Genomic DNA, 16,933 nt, shown 5'->3' on the forward strand with positions numbered 1-16,933 from the left:
TCCCCATTTTCTCATACTTAGCAGTCGATGATCTGAAGCTCGTGCGGTGAGGTGGTAAAGGGCTCGTAGCCGTCGGCCGTCACGACGCCGTAGTCCTCGAGGCGCACGCCGCCCACGCCGGGCAGGTACACTCCGGGCTCGACGGTAATGACGGCGCCCTCCTCGACCGTGTTGCTCTTGCGGCCAAAGACGGGCAACTCGTGGATGTCGATGCCCACGCCGTGACCAAGGCCGTGGCCGTAGTAGTCGCCATAGCCCGCATCGGAGATGATCTTGACGGAAAGCTCGTGGATGGCGCGGCCGTCAACACCGGCGTGGATCGCGCGCACGCACTCCTCGTGGGTACGGCGCACGAGGTCGTAGATCTTGCGCTGCTCCTCAGAGGGCTCGCCCACCACAACGGTACGCGTCATATCGGAGTTGTAGTCGTTCAGGCGCGCACCGTAATCCATAAGGACAAAGTCGCCCTTTTCGACCACGCGATCGGACGAGATGGCGTGCGGGTTGGCCGTGTTGGGGCCGGAGGCAACGATGGAGCCAAAGGCGAGGCCATCGGCACCCTGCTCGTACATAAAGTTCTCGAGCTCGAGCTTAATCTGCTTCTCGGTGAGGCCGGGCTTGATAAAGCCGAGCATGTGCTCAAAGGCGGCGTCGGTGATCGCCTGGGCGCGACGCATGAGCTCAATCTCCTCGGCGTCCTTGACGGCGCGCATGAGGCGCAGGTCGCCATGCATCTGCGCGATACCGCATGCGATACCCGCGTCATCAAGACCGCGCTCGAGCCCCGTGTAGAACGCAAGCTCCATCGTGTCCTCGACGGCGATGACGCGGCAGCGCGCATCGCGGGCGCGCTGGGCAGCCCAGACGGGGATGTCGATGACCTCCATGTCGAGTTTCCAGGGAGAGTCCTCGGGGAGCTTCTCCTCAAAGCTGTTGAAATACCGCGAGTCGGTATGAAGGAGCGTCTCGTCGGCAGTGATGAAGGCGCAGTGCGGGAGCTCGCCCGTAAAGTCAAAGACTCCCTGGGCGCCCGTCAACCAGCGGAGGTTGGCCTCATCGCGGATGATAACAGCGTCGTAGCCGCGCTCGGCCATGAGCGCACGCACGCGGGCGATGCGCCCAGCCGGACCGGAAACAAACTCAGACATGCCTGTCCTTTCTCTTGACGATAATCCCCTGTGAGAATAGACCACCCGCGCCGGGGATTCAACGTACCGGCAGCGCTTGGGAAACGCCGACGAAACGCAATCGAGCGGCAGGCGGGCTCAGAAGCCAGTCAGGGCAAAACGGGGCAACGCGCCGGGGCCGCCAAGCATGAATCGTGTGCCTACGCCCGGCACGAAGTTGGTGAACGGTACTGCGGTACGCGTGTCTCTCAGCGTGTCCTACGAGACGAGCTCCGCACGCGAAGCGAGATAGGCCTCGGCATGGCGCGCGAGCACCTCTTCGTCGACGTTGGAAAGACGGATCGAGCCAAACGCCTTGGGGAGGGCAAACAAGAGCCGGTTTGCCCACCGCGCGTTCTCCGCGGTGAGTGCCGTGAGGAAGGCGTCGCGATCGAGCGCAAAGGCGAGCTCGGGGATACCGAGGTCCTCAAAGCAATCGTCGAGCGTAAAGACCTCGTCAACCGGGAACGCGCCCACCTCGGTGGCAAGCCGCGCCTCAAAGCGCATGCCCTCGGCAAGAAGCTGCCACCAGGGAGCCTCTCCCCCCTGCTTGCCGGAGAGGCAGGAACGCAGCGCCCGAGCAGTGGTGACACCAAAAGAAAGGGCATGGCGTGCCGAGGGATTCACCGCCGAGACCACCATGCGGCGGGCGGTTTGGGCATTGCAGATCGCGTCGACCAGCGCTGCGGCCTCGCCACGCCCCAGGCGCGGGGCAGCCTCCTTGAGGCGCTCCCAGGCGCGTCTGCTCTCGGTGATCGCAGCACCTACGAGATAGACGCTTCCCGCCGGGTCGGCAGGCCCATCGATAAGGTCGATGTCGCAAAAGACCATATTCGGCTCAGGAGCGAGGAGCACGCGCCCGTCAGTCCCCGCAATCGCGAGCGGGTCGGCTACCGTTGCCGCCGTGACCATACCCTCAAGGCAAGTAGGCACCAGCACGCACGCCGTGCCACCGCACCAGAACTTTCCGGCAAAAGCGGCAAGCGACGTGACTTGGGTACGCCCCACGCCAACAATCACGTCGTCTGCAGTAATACCCGCCCGGGCGAGCTCGCCAAAGAGCGTCTCGCACGCAGCAGAGGCGAGTGCCTCCTCCTCTATAGGAGCGGTCCACGACGCCAAGCAAAACTCCGCATCGATGAGCTGGCGCTCGATGCGCGTCTTAAGCTCGTCCTCAACCGAAGAATCCCAGATGAGGAAAGCGCGCTGGGGACGGCCCACCACCACGCGGGCAATCCGGCCAAATTCTCCAAGCGCATCGGCTCCGATGCGAAAATCCACGCTCCGCGAACCAAAGTTCAGTAGCAAACGCTTAACCGTCATATCAGACCACGCTCCAACAGCATCTCGGCACAACGATAGGACACATCTTCAAAGGACTTTCCGCGGATGTCGAGGGTGAGGTCGGCCGCCTCCACATAGAGCGGACGCCGATGCTCAAAAAGGCGCTCGGCATGGGCACGCGACTTAAAGTCGGGGCGTGCCGCAACTGAGCGAATCTGGCGGAGCGAATCGGCAAAGTCCCCCTCGAGGTAGACCACCGTGCCCATCTCGCGCATGAGGCGGATGTTCTCGGGCGTCTCGACCACGCCGCCCCCGCACGAGACCAGAAGGCTCTGCTCGTTCTTAAGACTCCGGAGCACCTCGGTCTCAAGCTTGCGAAAGCCCGCCTCACCGCGCGAACGAAAGACGCGCGCAACCGAGGCGCCCGCACGGCGCTCGACCATGCGGTCGGTGTCCACAAAGGGTCGATGGAACATCTTACCGAGATTGCGGGCGAGCGTCGACTTGCCCGCTCCGAGAAACCCGATAAAGAAGATATGGTCGCAGCCGTGCTTAACCGACGGTCCCGCGACGTGCTCCCGCCCCCCGGGCGATCGGCCGCCCATGTCCTACTCCTCGCAGGGAACGTGCCGGAGGGCGCGCCGTTCAAAGATTCGGAAGATCTGGGTGTACCACAGATCAACCGTGGTCTGCGGGCGAACGAGGATAGTGGAGATACCGGCAAAGTTCCCCGCCCAAACATCCGTGTAGAGTTGGTCTCCCACCATCACGGCCTCGCCCTTGGGAACACCGAGGTGCTTGAGCGCCCGGGTCAGCGCAAAGGGCAGCGGTTTGCAGGCAAAGCAGATGGCGCCGAGCCCCAGCTCGCGAGCAGAGCGCTCCACCTGGTCGCGATGCCAGTTGTTGGAGACCATGTAGAGCTTAAAACCTCGGTCGCGCGCCGCATCGAGCCATGCCGCAACCGATGCTGGCGCTGTGGTGCGGTCGCGCGGCACGAGGGTGTTATCGCGATCGAGCAGGATGGCTCGGGTGCCGCGACGCCAGAGGTCGTCGAGGTCGATCCGATCAACGGAAGCAACGTAGCGGTCGGGAGCGAGCAGGCTCATCTCAGCGGTTCTCCTCAATGGCAGCGAGATGCTGGTCGTAGGTCTCGGAGAAGTACTCGTCATCGGTGGTGATGAAGAAGTACAGGTAGTCGGTGTCAGCCGGAGCAAGCGCCGCATTGATGGACGCGAGCGACGGCGAGCAGATGGGCGTGGGCGGAAGCCCCTGGTTGAGGTAGGTGTTGTAGGGGCTCTCGCGCTTGAGGTCCTCCGAGGTAACGGCACCACCGGTGACGTACATCATGGTGGCGTCGCTCTGGAGGGGCATCCCCGCCTCAAGACGATTATAGAAGGTCGAGGAGACGTTGTAACGCTGATCCTCGGTCAGGGCCTCGCGCTCGATCACCGAGGCCATGATGAGCAGATCGTAATCGGAGAGCTCCACACCATAGCGCGACTTGATGGTCGCACGGGCGCCATCAAAATCGAGCGAGTCGACCTCCACCTGGTACTGGTCGAGCATAGCACGGATGATATCGTCGGCCGTGGGGGTACCTGCAAAGGAGTAGGTCTTGGGATAAAGGAAGCCTTCGAGCGAATCGTCGGCAACATCGGCGAGGAAGTCATAGTCCGCCGCGTAGTTGGACGCCTTGGCCTGCGCCATAAAATCGTCGGCCGAGATACCGTAAACATCCTCAACGCGCTTCGCAGTCTGCTTAACGGTCAGGCCCTCGGCGATGGTAAGGGTAACGCCCTGGACGTTTGGCCCGGCCACGAGCTGAGCCACCACGTCGGCGGGATCCTGAAGCGTGGTAAAGCGGTAATCGCCGGGTTTGAGCGACATGTCGGCGTTCTGTGCCTTGACCTCGGCGTAGTAATCCTGTGGGTCGGGGATGATGTTGTTCTCGGAGAGGATCGATGCGATCTGGTCACCTGTCGCGCCCTGAGGAATGTTGACCTCGACCTCAACGCCCGCCTCGACGGCCTGGTCGGCCGACACGGAGGTAAAGAGCCCGGTGATGGCGGGAAGCGCCACAATGATAAAGAACACGAGCACCGCAACGGCGCAGATGATAGCGGCGATAACGGGGACGTGCGAGCGACGCGCCGGTTGCGCAGAGCGACGAGTGCAAACCGGCTGAACATGGCCGTGTACGCCGTGCGGGATATGGTGGCCACGGGTCCCCGCCGAGGTTTTGGCCGCGTGACGTGCGGGACCAGAGGCCGCAGGGGTCTTAAAGCGCGTGCCCGCCGGGCGGGTCGCCTGGGATCGGGACGTTGCAGCGCGACCGGTGCGCGGGCTGGGCTTGTTCTCAGTTAGCACGGGGCCCCCTTACGTTGCAGCGGGTAGACGGGGCGCAATGGCCCGGCACCAGTCTAGCGCAAGGTTATGAAAACCTTAAAGTTTTCATCGAACCTTGAAGGATGCAACGCATTAACGCTTCCAGTCGCCTCGGATGAGCTGCCAACCGCTTGGAGCTTCGAAGTGCTATCGAGAAATTGGGGTGCCAGAATCCCAAATGGTCCCCTCTTCATCGACAGCCCCTCCCCTATCTGCGGTGGAACAACCCCAAGATCCCCGCTTTGACCACGTCGAGAAAGCTCAACGAACGCACGATGCGATCTGCGGGCACATGCTCGCGAACGGCGCGAAGCGTGGCCTTGTTATCTTTGGACGAGAACGCAAAGTGACCGTTCTGCTTGGTAAACAAGGCAAACCGCGGGATCCACCTTCCGCCAAACATGACGGAGGCCGCCACGTAGTCGACCTCATCCCAAGGAATCTGAATATAGTCCTCGGGGTTGCGTTCGTTATAGAACTCAAAGGCCTTATCACCGATCAAGATGTTGCCGTACGTGGAGAGGCCGGCAAATGACGTACCCCGCGAAGTGAACTCAACCGTGGTGTTTTGGGACTGCGCCATAAGAGGTCGCTCCTTACATGAGAACAACTGCTCGAACGCGGGGTCGCGTCCGCGAGGGCGCTGCCATTATGGCACGCTCCCCCGCGCGACGCGACCCCGCGCACAAGTACCGCAAGCGCTCGAGGCGCGCGATAGATAGGGCTCTTAGAGCAGGCCCACCAGATGACCGATGATGCCAACGGCGAACATGCCGATGATAATGACGATCGGGGAGACCTTCTTCTTCAGGAGCCAGCAGCACAGCAGCGTGACAGCCATAGCGGCAAGGCCAGGAATGAGCTGGTCGAGGTTCTGCTGCAGCGTGGTGACCTTCTCGATCTCGAGGCCCGTGGCGCCGAGCGAGGAGTACTGCGTAAGCGCGCTATGAATGGCGTCAGCAACGCCCTGGCCGCCCTGGTTCGCCGTGTCGGCGATGGCGTTCCAGTCAATGTAGGCACCCTCGGACTGAGTGACCGTGGAGACGGTCGGTGCGAAGGAGATGGAGACCCAGCGCTCGACCAGACCGCCGATGACGAACATACCAAGAATGGAAGCACCCTCGGTGATCTTGCCCATGAGGCCGCCGGAGAGGTCCTGGGTGATGGAGGTGCCCAGCTTGTAGCCGAACTCCTGCGTGTACCACTCGAAGGCCAGACGGATGACGTTCCAGAGCACGAAGAACAGGATCGGGCCCATGATGGAGCCGCCCATGGCAAGCGAGGCACCAAGGGCGCCCAGCAGCGGGCGAAGGGTGAACCAGAAGACGGGGTCGCCGACGCCGGCGAGCGGGCCCATCATACCAACCTTGACGCCCTGGATAGCGGCATCCTCAACGGGCGCGCCGTTGGCACGGTCCTCCTCAAGGGCGAGGGTGACGCCAATGACGGGAGACGACACATAGGGGTGCGTGTTGTAGAACTCCATGTGGCGCTTGAGCGCGGCAATCTGGTCATCCTTGTTGGTGTAGAGCTTCTTGATTGCGGGGATCATCGAGAAGCACCAACCGCCGTTCTGCATACGCTCGTAATTCCAGGAGCCCTGGAGATACTGGTGACGGAACCAAACCTTGAGACGATCGCTCTTGGAAAGCGTGATTTTTTTCTCTGCCATTACAATCTCCCCCCTTCCTACTCGTAGTCGTCCAGAATGTCGCCCAGAGGATCGCCGGAGCCGGCGGCGGCGCCGCCCTGCTTAGCAAGATCCTTGAGGCCCAGGTAGATGAGGGCCAGGCAGACACCAATGACACCAAGGGCAATGAGCGTGAGCTCGGAGATGGCGGCGAGGCAGAAGCCCAGCGCGAAGAACGGCCAGACCTCGCGGGTCGCCATCATGTTGATGACCATGGCGTAACCGACGGCAGCAACCATGCCGCCACCGATCGTCATACCCTCGTTGAGCCACGCGGGCATCATGTTGAGGGCGCCCATGACGGCATCGGAAGGAATGAAGCACAGGGCCGCCGCCGGAATGGCGATGCGGATGCCCTGCAGGCAGATGGCCACGATGGACCACACGTCGATGCCGAAGAAGTCACCGCGAGCAGCCGCAGCGTCCATGAAGTGGACGATAGGGATAGCAATGGTACGGACGATCATCGTGAGGAAGAGGCCAGCCACGGAAAGCGGCACGGCCACGGCGATAGCCGTGGTGATGGCCTGGCTCTGGTCAGCGCCCGAGTTGAGGGCGAGGACCATCAGAATGGCCGATGCGACCGAGGCAAGTGCCGCGTCGGGAGCGACGGCAGCGCCGACGTTCGCCCAACCGAGGGCCATCATCTGGAGCGTGCCGCCCAGGATGATGCCCGCCTCGAGGTGGCCGCTCACCAAGCCGATGAGCGTGCACGCGACGAGCGGCTGATGGAACTGCCACTGGTCAAGAATGCCTTCCATACCGGCGAGGAAGGCAACGATGACAATCAGGATGATTGTGAAAACCGACATGTTTCCCTCCTTCTTATGCCTGTGCGGCCAGCTCGGACTTGGCCTTCTTCATCATGCCGTCGAACGACTCGGGCGAGTCGGCAGGGACCTTGCGGACGTCGAACTCGATGCCCTTGGCCGCGAGGGCCTCAAGGCAATCGACGTCAGCCTGATCCATGGCGATGGCGTTGGTGACGACGACCTTGCCCACCGAGTGAGCCATGGAACCAAGGTTGACCTTCTTGATATCCACGCCGCCCTCGATGCACTTGAGCAGGTCCTGGGGCGTCTCGAAGAGAAGCATCGCCTTCGTGGCGCCGAAACGAGGGTCATGGGCGACGTCGATCATCTTCTGGATCGGGATGACGTGAGCCTTGACTCCCGGAGGCGCAGCCTGTTGAATCATAGTCTTGCGGAGCTCGTCGTGCGCGACGGCGTCGGAGACCACGATGATGCGGTCGGGGTTGGTCATCTTGGTCCATGTGGTCGCGACCTGACCGTGCAGCAGACGGGTGTCCACGCGGCACAGCACGAACTTGATGTGACCATCGCCCAGCACTGTGCCCTCGGGGATCGCGCCAGCGGCAGCGGCGGGAGCCGCAGCTGCCGGTGCGGGCGCGTTGGGCTCAAGGTCCTCGGGCTTGACGCGCACGCCGTCACGGGACTCGGTGATGAGGCCGGAGGCGATCTCGTGCGCGGTCGCTTCCGGGTTCATGCGCAGCGTGTACGCGGTGATGACCATGGGAAGGTTCATGCCGGTAACCGCCACCCACGTGGGATGCGAGTCCAAAAGCCCGTTGATCTGGTTGAACGGCGTGCCGCCCCACAGATCGACCAGGAACAGCACCTGTTCGGGATCTGAAAGTGTTGCCACCTCCTTCTCGATCTCGGCCCTCAGGTCATCCGGTCCCATGCTGGGCTGCAAGCTGACGGTCACGACGTCCGGCTGGTCGCCAAAGACCATCGAGGCCGTTTGCTTGATGCCCGAAGCAAGGTCGCCATGACTTGCAAGGACAATACCTACCATACCTACCTCCTTTTCTAGAGAGGTTACAAACTGGTTCAGCACCGCGAGGAAAAGCTTCCTTACGCGCAGTCGTATTTATTGTATAGAAACGGTGAGTACGAAGCGCCAAGCATCCGTAAACGGTCGTTTTCGCAGGTAGAGACGATTCGGTAAATGGTCTTTACCGTGCGATAGAGACGTGCAATCTTGCTGCTGAAAGCCTCAGGCAAACCGATCCGCACGGGGGCGACAACCCGAGGGCGGTCACGTTAGCTTTGCTGTCGGTCGAGCCACGTCTGCAGAAAGAGGCTCGCGGCGACCATGTCGACCTTACCGCGCATCGATTTCTCGTTGAGCCCCTGTTCGCGGAGGATGCGCTTGGCCTCGGCCGACGAGAGTCGCTCGTCTTCAAAATCCACCGGCAGCCCGAGCATCCGTCCAATGGCTTGTGCCTGCTCCTCGATGCGCTCCGCCTGAGGGCCTCGCTCCCCCGCGAGCGTCATAGGACGACCGCAGACGAGCACCTCAGGTTCATAGTCCTCCACGAGGTAGCAAAAGCTCCGTGCGCCCGCAAGCACCTCGGCGGCGGGGAGTACCTTGACCGGCGAGGCGATACGCCCCGAGGCATCGGAGACCGCAATGCCGACGCGCTTCTCGCCGATATCGAGTGCCATGGCGACCATGTGCTCTCCTCCCCATAACGCAACGCACCCAGAGAGGCTAACAGCAGGACCTCTCTGGGTGCACCAAAAACGTACCTTGGTTACGCACCAAGCTCCGTACGGGCCTGTGCAAGGGCGTCGGCAATGCCCGCCGCGTTCTTGCCGCCGGCCTGGGCCATGGTCGGACGCCCGCCGCCGCCACCGCCCACGAGCGGCGCGATCTTCTTGATGATGTCCCCTGCCTTAAAGCCGGCCGCAACCGCCTCGTCAGTCGCCCCGGCAAGAAGCGCCGGTTGACCCTTGGAGGTCACCGTGGCGAGCACGCAGGCAACGGGGCCTTGGACCTTCTGGCGAATGGTGTCCCAGACGTTGCGGAGGTCGGCCGCCTCGAGCCCCTTGAGCTCGGCAATGACGAGCTTGTAGGCACCGAGGTCGGTCGCGCCCTCAATCGCCTGGGCGATTGCATCGGACGAGCCACCGGTCAGCGCCGCCTTGAGCTTCTGTTCGCTGGCGTGCAGGTCGGCCTGAAGTCCCGCCACGCGCGCGGGGACCTCGTCGACGCGGCACTTGAGGACCTGTGCCGCCTCCTCGAGCAGACGTGTGCGCTCCTGCCACCAGGCAACGGCGCCCTCGCTCGTCACGGCCTCGATGCGGCGCACGTTGGAGCCCGTGGAGGACTCAGAGGTGATGTGGAAGAAGCCGATCTCGGCGGTGTTGCGGGCGTGCGTGCCGCCGCAGAGCTCGCGCGAGATGGGACGGTCCTCCGTGCCCACCGAGACCACGCGCACCACGTCGCCGTACTTCTCGCCAAAGAGCGCCACCGCGCCGGCGGCCTTGGCCTCGTCGATGCCCATAACGGCCGTCACAACGGGCTTAGCGGCGAAGATCTGTGCGTTGACGAGGTCCTCGATAGCGCGAAGCTGCTCGCCCGAGAGCGCCTCGAAGTGTGTGAAGTCAAAGCGCAGGTGATCGGGCGTCACGAGCGAACCCGCCTGGTTAACGTGGTCGCCGAGGACCTCCTTGAGTGCGGCGTCGAGCAAGTGCGTGGCGGTATGGTTGCGACGCAGGAGCTCGCGACGGTGATGGTCGACGATCGCCGTAACGAGTCCACCCTCGGCAAGCTCACCCTCCTCGACCGTGGCCACATGGGCATGGAGGCCGTTGTGCGACTTGGTATCAGAAACCGCCACGCGCACGCCGCCACCGGCGAGCAGGCCGGTGTCGCCCACCTGACCGCCCATCTCGGCGTAGAAGGGCGTGCGGTCGAGCACGACCTCTACCTCATCGCCCGCCTTCGCGCGCTCGACGCGCGCGCCGTCGCGCACGATGGCGAGCACGCGGGCGCCCTCAAGCGCATCGTCATCGTACCCGCAGAACTCCGTCGCGGAGAGGCTGTCGGAAAGCTCAGTCCACACGTCGTTGAACGTGCCCCAGGCATCGCCCTTGACGTTGGCACGGGCGCGCTCGCGCTGACGCTCCATCGCCTGGTTAAAGCCCTCGATATCAACACCGTGCCCCGCACCCTGGGCGATCTCGACCGTAAGGTCGATCGGGAAGCCAAAGGTGTCGTGCAGCATAAAGGCCGCCTCGCCGTCGAGCGTCTCGCCCTCACCGAGCTTGCCGAGCGCCTCATCGAGGTAGACGCGGCCGTTGTCGAGCGTGGTGGAGAAGCGCTCCTCCTCGGCGGAGACGATACCCTTTACGAGGGCGGCGTTCTTGATAAGCTCGGGATAGGCATCGCCCATAAGCTCATTCACCCGGTCGATGAAGCGGCCGAGGAAGGCCCCCTCGACGCCGAGCAGGCGCCCATGGAAGACCGCGCGGCGCAGCAGGCGGCGCAGCACATAGCCGCGGCCCTCGTTGCCCGGCAGGATACCGTCGGAGATCATGAAGTCGACGGAACGTGCATGATCGGCGATGATGCGCAGGCTCCGGCTCGGACCCTCGTAGTCGTCGCCCACATAGGTCACGCCCGAGACCTCCTCGCCAAGGCGGATGAGCCCCTGCATGATGTCGCTGTCGTAGAACGAGCTCTTGTGCTGCATGATGGCGCTCATGCGCTCGAGGCCCATGCCCGTATCGAGGTTGCGGTGCGGGAGCTCCGGCATCGAGCCGTCTTCCTGGCGGTCGAATTGCGTAAAGACGAGGTTCCAGTACTCGAGGAAGCGGTCGCAGTCGCAGCCGGGAGCGCAGTCGGCCCGGCCGCAGCCCACGTCCTCACCCTGATCGTAGTAGATCTCGGAGCAGGGACCGCAGGGGCCCGTAGGGCCAGCCGCCCAGAAGTTATCGTCGGCACCGAGGCGCGAGATGTGGTTCTCCTCGATCCCGAGGCTCCGCCAGATGTCGTAGGTCTCATCGTCTTCGGTAAAGACGGTAAAGTAAAGTCGCTCAATCGGCAGCTTAAAGACCTTGGTGGAGAGCTCGAGCGCCCAGGCGCAGGCCTGCTCCTTAGAGACGCCGCCAAACGAAAAGTTGCCGAGCATCTCAAAGAAGCTCGCGTGACGGCCGTCGGAACCGATGATGTCGATATCGTTGGTACGCACGCACTTCTGGCACGAGGTAGCGCCGATCTCGTGCATGGTCTTCTTGCCCTGGTAATAGGGCTTGAACTGGTTCATGCCGGCGTTGGCGAGTAGAAGCGAGGGGTCATCGGGCACGAGCGACGAGCTGGGGAAGAGCTTGCAACCCCGCTCCTCAAAGAAGCTCAGGAACGCGGAGCGAATCTCCGCAGTGGTCATCGTGGGAAAATCGGCTGCTGCCATAAGGGCGCCTCTCCCTTCGTGTGGATCGGTCGGTTCGTCAAACGTATAGAGTATAGCGAAACCCCTCGATGGCTAGGAAGTTTTTCCCTTGCCGCGGCCCGCGGAGTGTTTGGCACTGCCATGATCCTTGCCGGTTTGACGCGCCCCCGCGCCCCCGCCCGAGGAGTCGTCGGAGGCAAACGGGTTGCGGAAGACCCCGGTGCCACCTGCCTGAAGGTTGTTGTTGAGCGCCGCGAGCTTGGCCCACGGGTTGTCGAGCTCATACGGGCGCGGCTCCGCCTCAGCAGAGGGGGCGGCCTCATCGGGAATGAGTTGCGAGTCGCTCACAAAGGTATCGTCGCCGAGCGCATCGTAGGCAGGAACGGGATGTCCCTCGTCGTCGTGGAACGGTTGACCCTGGAAGACCGCGCCGTCCCACGAGACGATCTGTCGCCCAGTCTGTTTCTCAAAGTAGAAGATAAAGAGCCCCTTGAGCGCGGCGCAGAGCGGGATGGCGATCACCATGCCGAGCGGCCCCATCAGGGCAGACCCGATCACGATGGCCGTAAGACTCATAGCCGGGTGAACCGAGACCGTCGACTGCATGATGCGCGGCGAGAGAACGTTATCGGTTATGTTCTGCGCGACGACGCACACCACAAGCGTCCAGAACGCGAGCGCGGGGCTGTAGAACAGGGCCACCAGCACGGCAAGTCCCGACGAGATGACAGGTCCCACCACGGGCACCAGGTGAAAGAGCGCCGTGAGCACGCCCATGAGCAGCGCATACGGGTGCCCCGCCACCAGAAAACCGAGGTACGAGAGGACGCCGTCGATCAGAGAGGTTATGACCATACCGCGCATGTAGCCACCAACCGACCGCGCCAGAATCGCGACCATGAAGCGGTAGCTCGACTCGTGGCCCTCGCCCAGAATCTGACCGATCTCGCGGTGCATGCGCGGATAGTCACAGGCAAGCCAGAATGCAAGCACAAACCCCAAAAAGATGGCAAAGAGCTGGGAGCCCACCGTGGAGATGAAGGGGAACACGCCCCGTCCGAGGTCACCAGCCACCTGCGCGGCATAGCCCGCCGCAGCGTCGGCCACGTTGTCCACGATGGAGCCAAAGTTCTGACCAAACGAGGACTCACGCAAGAACTTGAAGTTCCCCGAGATGTCGACGATCCAATCGCCGAGGTCGCGCAGCTGTGCCGGAACGCGCGAGAAGAGCTCGATAAGCTGCTCAACGATGAGCGGTGCCACCACCATGAGCACGCAGATGAGGACGGCGATCACCACAACGAGCCCTATGAGGGCGGCGGCCCCGCGCGGGACCCCCTTTGAGGAGAGCCCGTTGACGATGGGTGCCGCCACAAAGGCCACGAGCGACCCGACGGCAAAGAACTCAATAACGGGAGCGAGGACATCGAGCACGTTGAGGATCGCCGACCCGATGACGATCGCGCCCACCACGATCCAGACGCGGAGCGCCGCCCCAAACACCGCTTCGTTTCGACCTGCGAACATACCCTGGCGCGGGGTGCGACCCTCGTCGCGCGTCATGAGCGCACCAGCGAACCAGTCGGGTCGATGCGGTCCTGGATCTTCTTGAGCGTGCGCCTCAGAAGGCGCGAGACCTGAACCTGGGAGATGCCCAGGCGCTCCGCCATCTCGATCTGCGTGAGCCCCTCGCGGAACCTGAGCTCGATGACCTCACGCTCGCGCGGAGAGAGCTCGCTCAGAGCCTCCTCGATCATGAGACGGTCGTCGGTGTGCTCAAGATCCTTGTCGTCGGTCGCATACCGGTCGATGATCGAGGGCGCGTCTTCGTTCTCGGCCGAACCGGTGCCCTCAAGCGGCACGGAGCTATAGGCAGAAGAAGACTCCATGGCCTCGAGCACCTCGTCTACCGAGGCCCCTAGGTAATCGGCAACTTCCTCGATCTTAGGCGAGCGCTGCATTTGCGTGGTGAGCACGTCCGTTGCCTGGTTGACCTTGGCCGAGAGCTCCTGAAGCCGGCGCGGCACGCGAACGCTCCAGCCCTTGTCGCGGAAGTGACGCTTGATCTCGCCCAAGATGGTAGGCGTGGCGTACGTGGTGAACTCGAGCCCGCGCGAGGGATCGAACCCGTCGATCGCCTTGAGGAGGCCGAGATAGCCCACCTGCATGAGGTCGTCGATGGGCTCACCGCGGTTCTTGAACTTGTTGGCAAGAAAGCGCACGAGGTTGAGGTGGGACATGACGAGCTTCTCGCGGGCGTCGCGATCGCCCTCCTCCTTGTAGCGGCGGAAGAGCTCGTGGGTCTTCTCCTTATCCCATGCGGTCTTGCCGGAAGCGCTTTTCTGGGGCATATCAGACATCCGCCTTGAGGTTGAGCGTGAGGGCCGCCGGCGACGCCGTCTTCTGATACGCGTCACACACAGCGGAGAGAATGAGGTCGGCATAGGCCGCAGGGTCGCCGTCGTCGAGCTCGGGGAAGTCCTCGAGCTCGGTAGCAAAGGTGAGTGAGACATGCTCAGCGTCGACCTCGAAGGTGACCGTGAGCGCACCCGCCGGGCTGATGGACGAGACGTAGATAAACGCCTCCTCGGCGGCCATGCGGATGTCCTCGATGCGGTCGACGGACATGCTCGAGAGGGCGGCAACATTGGCGGCCGTCATGCGGACGAGCCGGGCAAGTTGCGGGTCGGCAGCGATGGTAAGGGTGATGGGGGAAATCGCGCTACTCATGGTCGGCCTCCCCCGCCTCAGTCGTGGCCGGCTGGGACGCGGCATCGCCCTGTACAGCGGTGCTGGCCGCGGGCTCGTCGTCGTAGGTGTAGTAGCGGTGCTCGATTGGCTCGGGTGCCTCATCGGCCCCTTCGGCGGGGGCGGGTGCCTCGCCCGCAGCGCTGGTCTCGATAAGCGCACGGTCGGTGTCCGTCGCGGCCGGATGCTTTTTCTTGCCAAAGAGCCGCTGAACGGCGCCCGAGGCGGAATCGGCCATATCGCGGGCGGCGTTCTTAGCGCTCACCGCGGTATCGGTAAAGGACGCGACATCGCGCACCACCGCCTCTACCTCCACGAGGTTGGCCGACAGCGCGTCGACCGCAACGTTGGCGCTTACCAAGAGCGGTTCGACCCGCTGGACGGCGGGCTGCAGCTCCTCGAGGGCGTCGTCGAGCTTGGCGATCACAGGCTTAGCCTCGGCAAGCGTCTCGTTGATCTCGCCCACGGTGCTATCGAGGTTCTGCACGGTCTCACGCCCGCGACGCGCAAGAAGCGCAAGCTCCACGAGCAACCATACGGCTGCGATCGCGACCACAATCAATACGATCTGGAGAGGGTCCATTACTGCCTCCCGGCTCATCGGCGGCAAGCTGCCGCGCTTATATACAGATTTCTATAGTACCCGTTTGCCCGGATATCTTGCCCGCTCAACAGAATGGGCAGCGGTCTTGACACATGGTTTCGTGCTACCATGCCGCCCGGCACATCAAGACGAGGGGGTTTAGTAATGGGCACGGCCAACCGCAAAAGGACGAATGCGACCGAGACCGGCGCAACGAAGGATATGACTGTCGGCTCCCCCATCCGACTTATCGTCTCGTTTGCGACGCCGATGCTCATCGGCAACATCTTTCAACAGATCTACACCATGATCGACACCATGGAGATGGGCTACTTCGTCGGGGACAGCGCCATCTCTGCCATCGGTGCGGCTTCCGCCCTCTACAACCTGCTGCTGAGTCTCACCATCAGCATGAATAACGGCTATGCGATCATCGTCACGCAGGCGTTTGGCGCACACGACGCCACGCGCATGCGCCGCGCCGTCGGCGGCACGCTCGTGCTCAACGCGAGCATGACGGTCATCGTCACCCTAGGCTCGCTCCTCTTTATGGTGCCGCTCCTTACCTTTATGAACACCCCGGCCGAGATCTTCGACCAGTCCTACATCTACATGATGATCCTCTGCGCCGGGCTTTGCACCACCGTGTGCTACAACATGTGCGCCGGTGTGCTCCAGGCGGTCGGCAACAGCAAGACGCCACTCTACATCCTCATCGTGTCGAGCATCGTGAACATCGCGCTCGACCTCTTCCTTATCATCGGGCTCGGGCTCGGGGTCGTGGGCACGGCGCTCGGCACCGTAATCGCACAGGGGCTCTCCGCCGTGCTCTGCGCGAGCGTGCTTCTGCGCAAGTACCGCACGCTCCTCCCCCGTCACGGCGATATCGCGGCCTCGCGGGCGCTGTGGCCGAGCCTTCTCTCCTCCGGAATGGCGATGGCGCTCATGATGTGCGTCGTCAATCTTGGCACGATCATCTTCCAGCGCGCCAACAACGTCCTCGGCCAGAACGTGATCGCCGCGCACACGGCCTCGCGCAAGATCATCGAGGCTTTTATGCAGCCGCTCGGCGTGCTCGCCACCGCCAACGCCACCTTTGTCTCGCAGAACTGGGGCGCGGGCAAGTTTGAGCGCATCCAGAAGACGCTGCGACGCGTGCTCGGCCTTGAGGTGCTTTGGGGTGTTCTTGCCTGTGTCATCGTTTACCTCCTGTCCGACCCCCTCATGCGACTGATCACCGGCACGCAGAACGCCCAGATTATCGCCAACGGCGTTATGTCCATGCGGATCCATCTGCCGTTCTTCCCCGTCTTGGGTGTGCTTCTGTGCCTCCGGACCGCCATGCAGTCGATGGGCTACAAGGCGGCGCCCGTTGCCTCGAGCTGCGTAGAGCTCGCGATGAAGGCCGTGGGCGCAACGATCTTTATCCCTATGCTCGGCTATGTGGGGACCTGCATCACCGAGCCGGTGACCTGGGTGCTCATGACTATCTTCTTGGGTGTGGTCTACCTGCTCCGCCGTCAGAAGATCTACGGGTCGGCCCGGCGTGAGGAGTCGCTCGAGGAAGGTCAGCTCGAGCCCGCGATTGCCGAGTAGCTGGAGACCCGTGCCCCAACAGCCCTCAGCTGAGACACTGGTCCGTTCGAGGCACGTTGTCCCGTGAAAATCCAGCGCCACCCGCGCTTCAGTCCGCGCTAAGAACACCGCACGTTGCATCCAAGGCGGTCCGGTTTGCCGTTCACTCAGCTTTTGTACATTTTCACGTTGTCGTTCACTCACCTTTTGTGCGTTCGAGAACTGAAAAACGCCCAATAGGTGGGTGAAGCGCGTTTTAGGTCTGAGCGCGCGAGACACGCCGTCATGGGCCGTAGCGCCAC

Annotated in this window: 16 protein-coding genes; 1 reads left to right on the forward strand and 15 read right to left on the reverse strand. The window is 62.9% G+C overall.

Annotated elements, in window-relative coordinates:
* Positions 1-17 precede the first annotated feature (17 nt).
* The 15 genes from B5G20_RS05250 to B5G20_RS05320 all read right to left on the reverse strand — a co-directional run bounded on the left by B5G20_RS05250 (position 18) and on the right by B5G20_RS05320 (position 15,074).
* Positions 18-1,148, reverse strand: a complete 1,131-nt coding sequence (locus B5G20_RS05250) for a Xaa-Pro peptidase family protein (protein ID WP_087355718.1) — start codon at positions 1,146-1,148, stop codon at positions 18-20.
* Positions 1,149-1,385: 237 nt separating this feature from the next.
* Positions 1,386-2,447 (reverse strand): hypothetical protein, encoded by a 1,062-nt coding sequence (locus B5G20_RS05255; RefSeq protein ID WP_158094395.1) that lies wholly within the window; start codon positions 2,445-2,447, stop codon positions 1,386-1,388.
* Between the two features lie 38 nt (positions 2,448-2,485).
* Positions 2,486-3,055, reverse strand: coding sequence for a shikimate kinase (locus tag B5G20_RS05260; protein WP_087355722.1), 570 nt, complete (start codon positions 3,053-3,055; stop codon positions 2,486-2,488).
* Between the two features lie 3 nt (positions 3,056-3,058).
* The gene (locus B5G20_RS05265) at positions 3,059-3,556 is read right to left on the reverse strand and encodes a YqeG family HAD IIIA-type phosphatase (protein ID WP_087355724.1); all 498 of its coding nucleotides are present in this window, start codon (positions 3,554-3,556) and stop codon (positions 3,059-3,061) included.
* 1 nt (position 3,557) lies between these two features.
* Positions 3,558-4,550, reverse strand: a complete 993-nt coding sequence (gene mltG / locus B5G20_RS05270; RefSeq protein ID WP_239286882.1) for an endolytic transglycosylase MltG — start codon at positions 4,548-4,550, stop codon at positions 3,558-3,560.
* 493 nt (positions 4,551-5,043) lie between these two features.
* On the reverse strand, positions 5,044-5,418 hold the full coding sequence (locus B5G20_RS05275; protein ID WP_087355725.1) for a DUF956 family protein: 375 nt from the start codon (positions 5,416-5,418) through the stop codon (positions 5,044-5,046).
* Positions 5,419-5,562: 144 nt separating this feature from the next.
* Positions 5,563-6,507: a PTS system mannose/fructose/sorbose family transporter subunit IID gene (locus B5G20_RS05280; protein ID WP_087355727.1), complete on the reverse strand. Its 945-nt coding sequence runs from the start codon at positions 6,505-6,507 to the stop codon at positions 5,563-5,565.
* Between the two features lie 17 nt (positions 6,508-6,524).
* Complete coding sequence (locus B5G20_RS05285) at positions 6,525-7,337, reverse strand: PTS mannose/fructose/sorbose transporter subunit IIC (protein ID WP_087355729.1); 813 nt, start codon at positions 7,335-7,337, stop codon at positions 6,525-6,527.
* Between the two features lie 13 nt (positions 7,338-7,350).
* Complete coding sequence (locus B5G20_RS05290) at positions 7,351-8,343, reverse strand: PTS sugar transporter subunit IIB (RefSeq protein WP_087355731.1); 993 nt, start codon at positions 8,341-8,343, stop codon at positions 7,351-7,353.
* 248 nt (positions 8,344-8,591) lie between these two features.
* Positions 8,592-9,005 carry a Holliday junction resolvase RuvX gene (gene ruvX, locus B5G20_RS05295; RefSeq protein WP_087355733.1) on the reverse strand — a complete coding sequence of 138 codons (414 nt, stop codon included), beginning with the start codon at positions 9,003-9,005 and terminating at the stop codon, positions 8,592-8,594.
* Between the two features lie 80 nt (positions 9,006-9,085).
* Complete coding sequence (gene alaS / locus B5G20_RS05300) at positions 9,086-11,746, reverse strand: alanine--tRNA ligase (protein ID WP_239286883.1); 2,661 nt, start codon at positions 11,744-11,746, stop codon at positions 9,086-9,088.
* Positions 11,747-11,818: 72 nt separating this feature from the next.
* Entirely contained in the window at positions 11,819-13,252 is a 1,434-nt protein-coding gene (locus tag B5G20_RS05305) for an AI-2E family transporter (protein WP_087355815.1), read from the reverse strand.
* 32 nt (positions 13,253-13,284) lie between these two features.
* A complete protein-coding gene (locus tag B5G20_RS05310; protein WP_087355735.1) occupies positions 13,285-14,076 on the reverse strand; it encodes a SigB/SigF/SigG family RNA polymerase sigma factor in 792 nt (263 codons plus the stop codon).
* Between the two features lies 1 nt (position 14,077).
* On the reverse strand, positions 14,078-14,455 hold the full coding sequence (locus B5G20_RS05315; protein ID WP_087355737.1) for an ATP-binding protein: 378 nt from the start codon (positions 14,453-14,455) through the stop codon (positions 14,078-14,080).
* On the reverse strand, positions 14,448-15,074 hold the full coding sequence (locus B5G20_RS05320) for a hypothetical protein (RefSeq protein ID WP_204207655.1): 627 nt from the start codon (positions 15,072-15,074) through the stop codon (positions 14,448-14,450). Before B5G20_RS05320 ends, B5G20_RS05315 begins: the two co-directional genes overlap by 8 nt.
* A 204-nt stretch (positions 15,075-15,278) precedes the next feature.
* Between B5G20_RS05320 and B5G20_RS05325 the strand changes: the two genes are divergently transcribed.
* A complete protein-coding gene (locus B5G20_RS05325; protein ID WP_158094396.1) occupies positions 15,279-16,652 on the forward strand; it encodes an MATE family efflux transporter in 1,374 nt (457 codons plus the stop codon).
* Positions 16,653-16,933 lie beyond the last annotated feature (281 nt).

Source organism: Collinsella sp. An7 (assembly GCF_002159335.1).
Classification (GTDB): Bacteria; Actinomycetota; Coriobacteriia; order Coriobacteriales; family Coriobacteriaceae; genus Coprousia.

Coding starts and splice junctions, on each gene's coding strand:
- B5G20_RS05285 (WP_087355729.1), bottom strand. CDS start 7,337: ATGTCGGTTTTCACAATCATCCTGATTGTCATCGTTGCCTTCCTCGCC.
- B5G20_RS05325 (WP_158094396.1), top strand. CDS start 15,279: ATGACTGTCGGCTCCCCCATCCGACTTATCGTCTCGTTTGCGACGCCG.
- B5G20_RS05265 (WP_087355724.1), bottom strand. CDS start 3,556: ATGAGCCTGCTCGCTCCCGACCGCTACGTTGCTTCCGTTGATCGGATC.
- B5G20_RS05315 (WP_087355737.1), bottom strand. CDS start 14,455: ATGAGTAGCGCGATTTCCCCCATCACCCTTACCATCGCTGCCGACCCG.
- B5G20_RS05290 (WP_087355731.1), bottom strand. CDS start 8,343: ATGGTAGGTATTGTCCTTGCAAGTCATGGCGACCTTGCTTCGGGCATC.
- ruvX (WP_087355733.1), bottom strand. CDS start 9,005: ATGGTCGCCATGGCACTCGATATCGGCGAGAAGCGCGTCGGCATTGCG.
- B5G20_RS05250 (WP_087355718.1), bottom strand. CDS start 1,148: ATGTCTGAGTTTGTTTCCGGTCCGGCTGGGCGCATCGCCCGCGTGCGT.
- B5G20_RS05260 (WP_087355722.1), bottom strand. CDS start 3,055: ATGGGCGGCCGATCGCCCGGGGGGCGGGAGCACGTCGCGGGACCGTCG.
- B5G20_RS05320 (WP_204207655.1), bottom strand. CDS start 15,074: ATGAGCCGGGAGGCAGTAATGGACCCTCTCCAGATCGTATTGATTGTG.
- B5G20_RS05305 (WP_087355815.1), bottom strand. CDS start 13,252: ATGTTCGCAGGTCGAAACGAAGCGGTGTTTGGGGCGGCGCTCCGCGTC.
- B5G20_RS05275 (WP_087355725.1), bottom strand. CDS start 5,418: ATGGCGCAGTCCCAAAACACCACGGTTGAGTTCACTTCGCGGGGTACG.
- B5G20_RS05280 (WP_087355727.1), bottom strand. CDS start 6,507: ATGGCAGAGAAAAAAATCACGCTTTCCAAGAGCGATCGTCTCAAGGTT.
- B5G20_RS05310 (WP_087355735.1), bottom strand. CDS start 14,076: ATGCCCCAGAAAAGCGCTTCCGGCAAGACCGCATGGGATAAGGAGAAG.
- alaS (WP_239286883.1), bottom strand. CDS start 11,746: ATGGCAGCAGCCGATTTTCCCACGATGACCACTGCGGAGATTCGCTCC.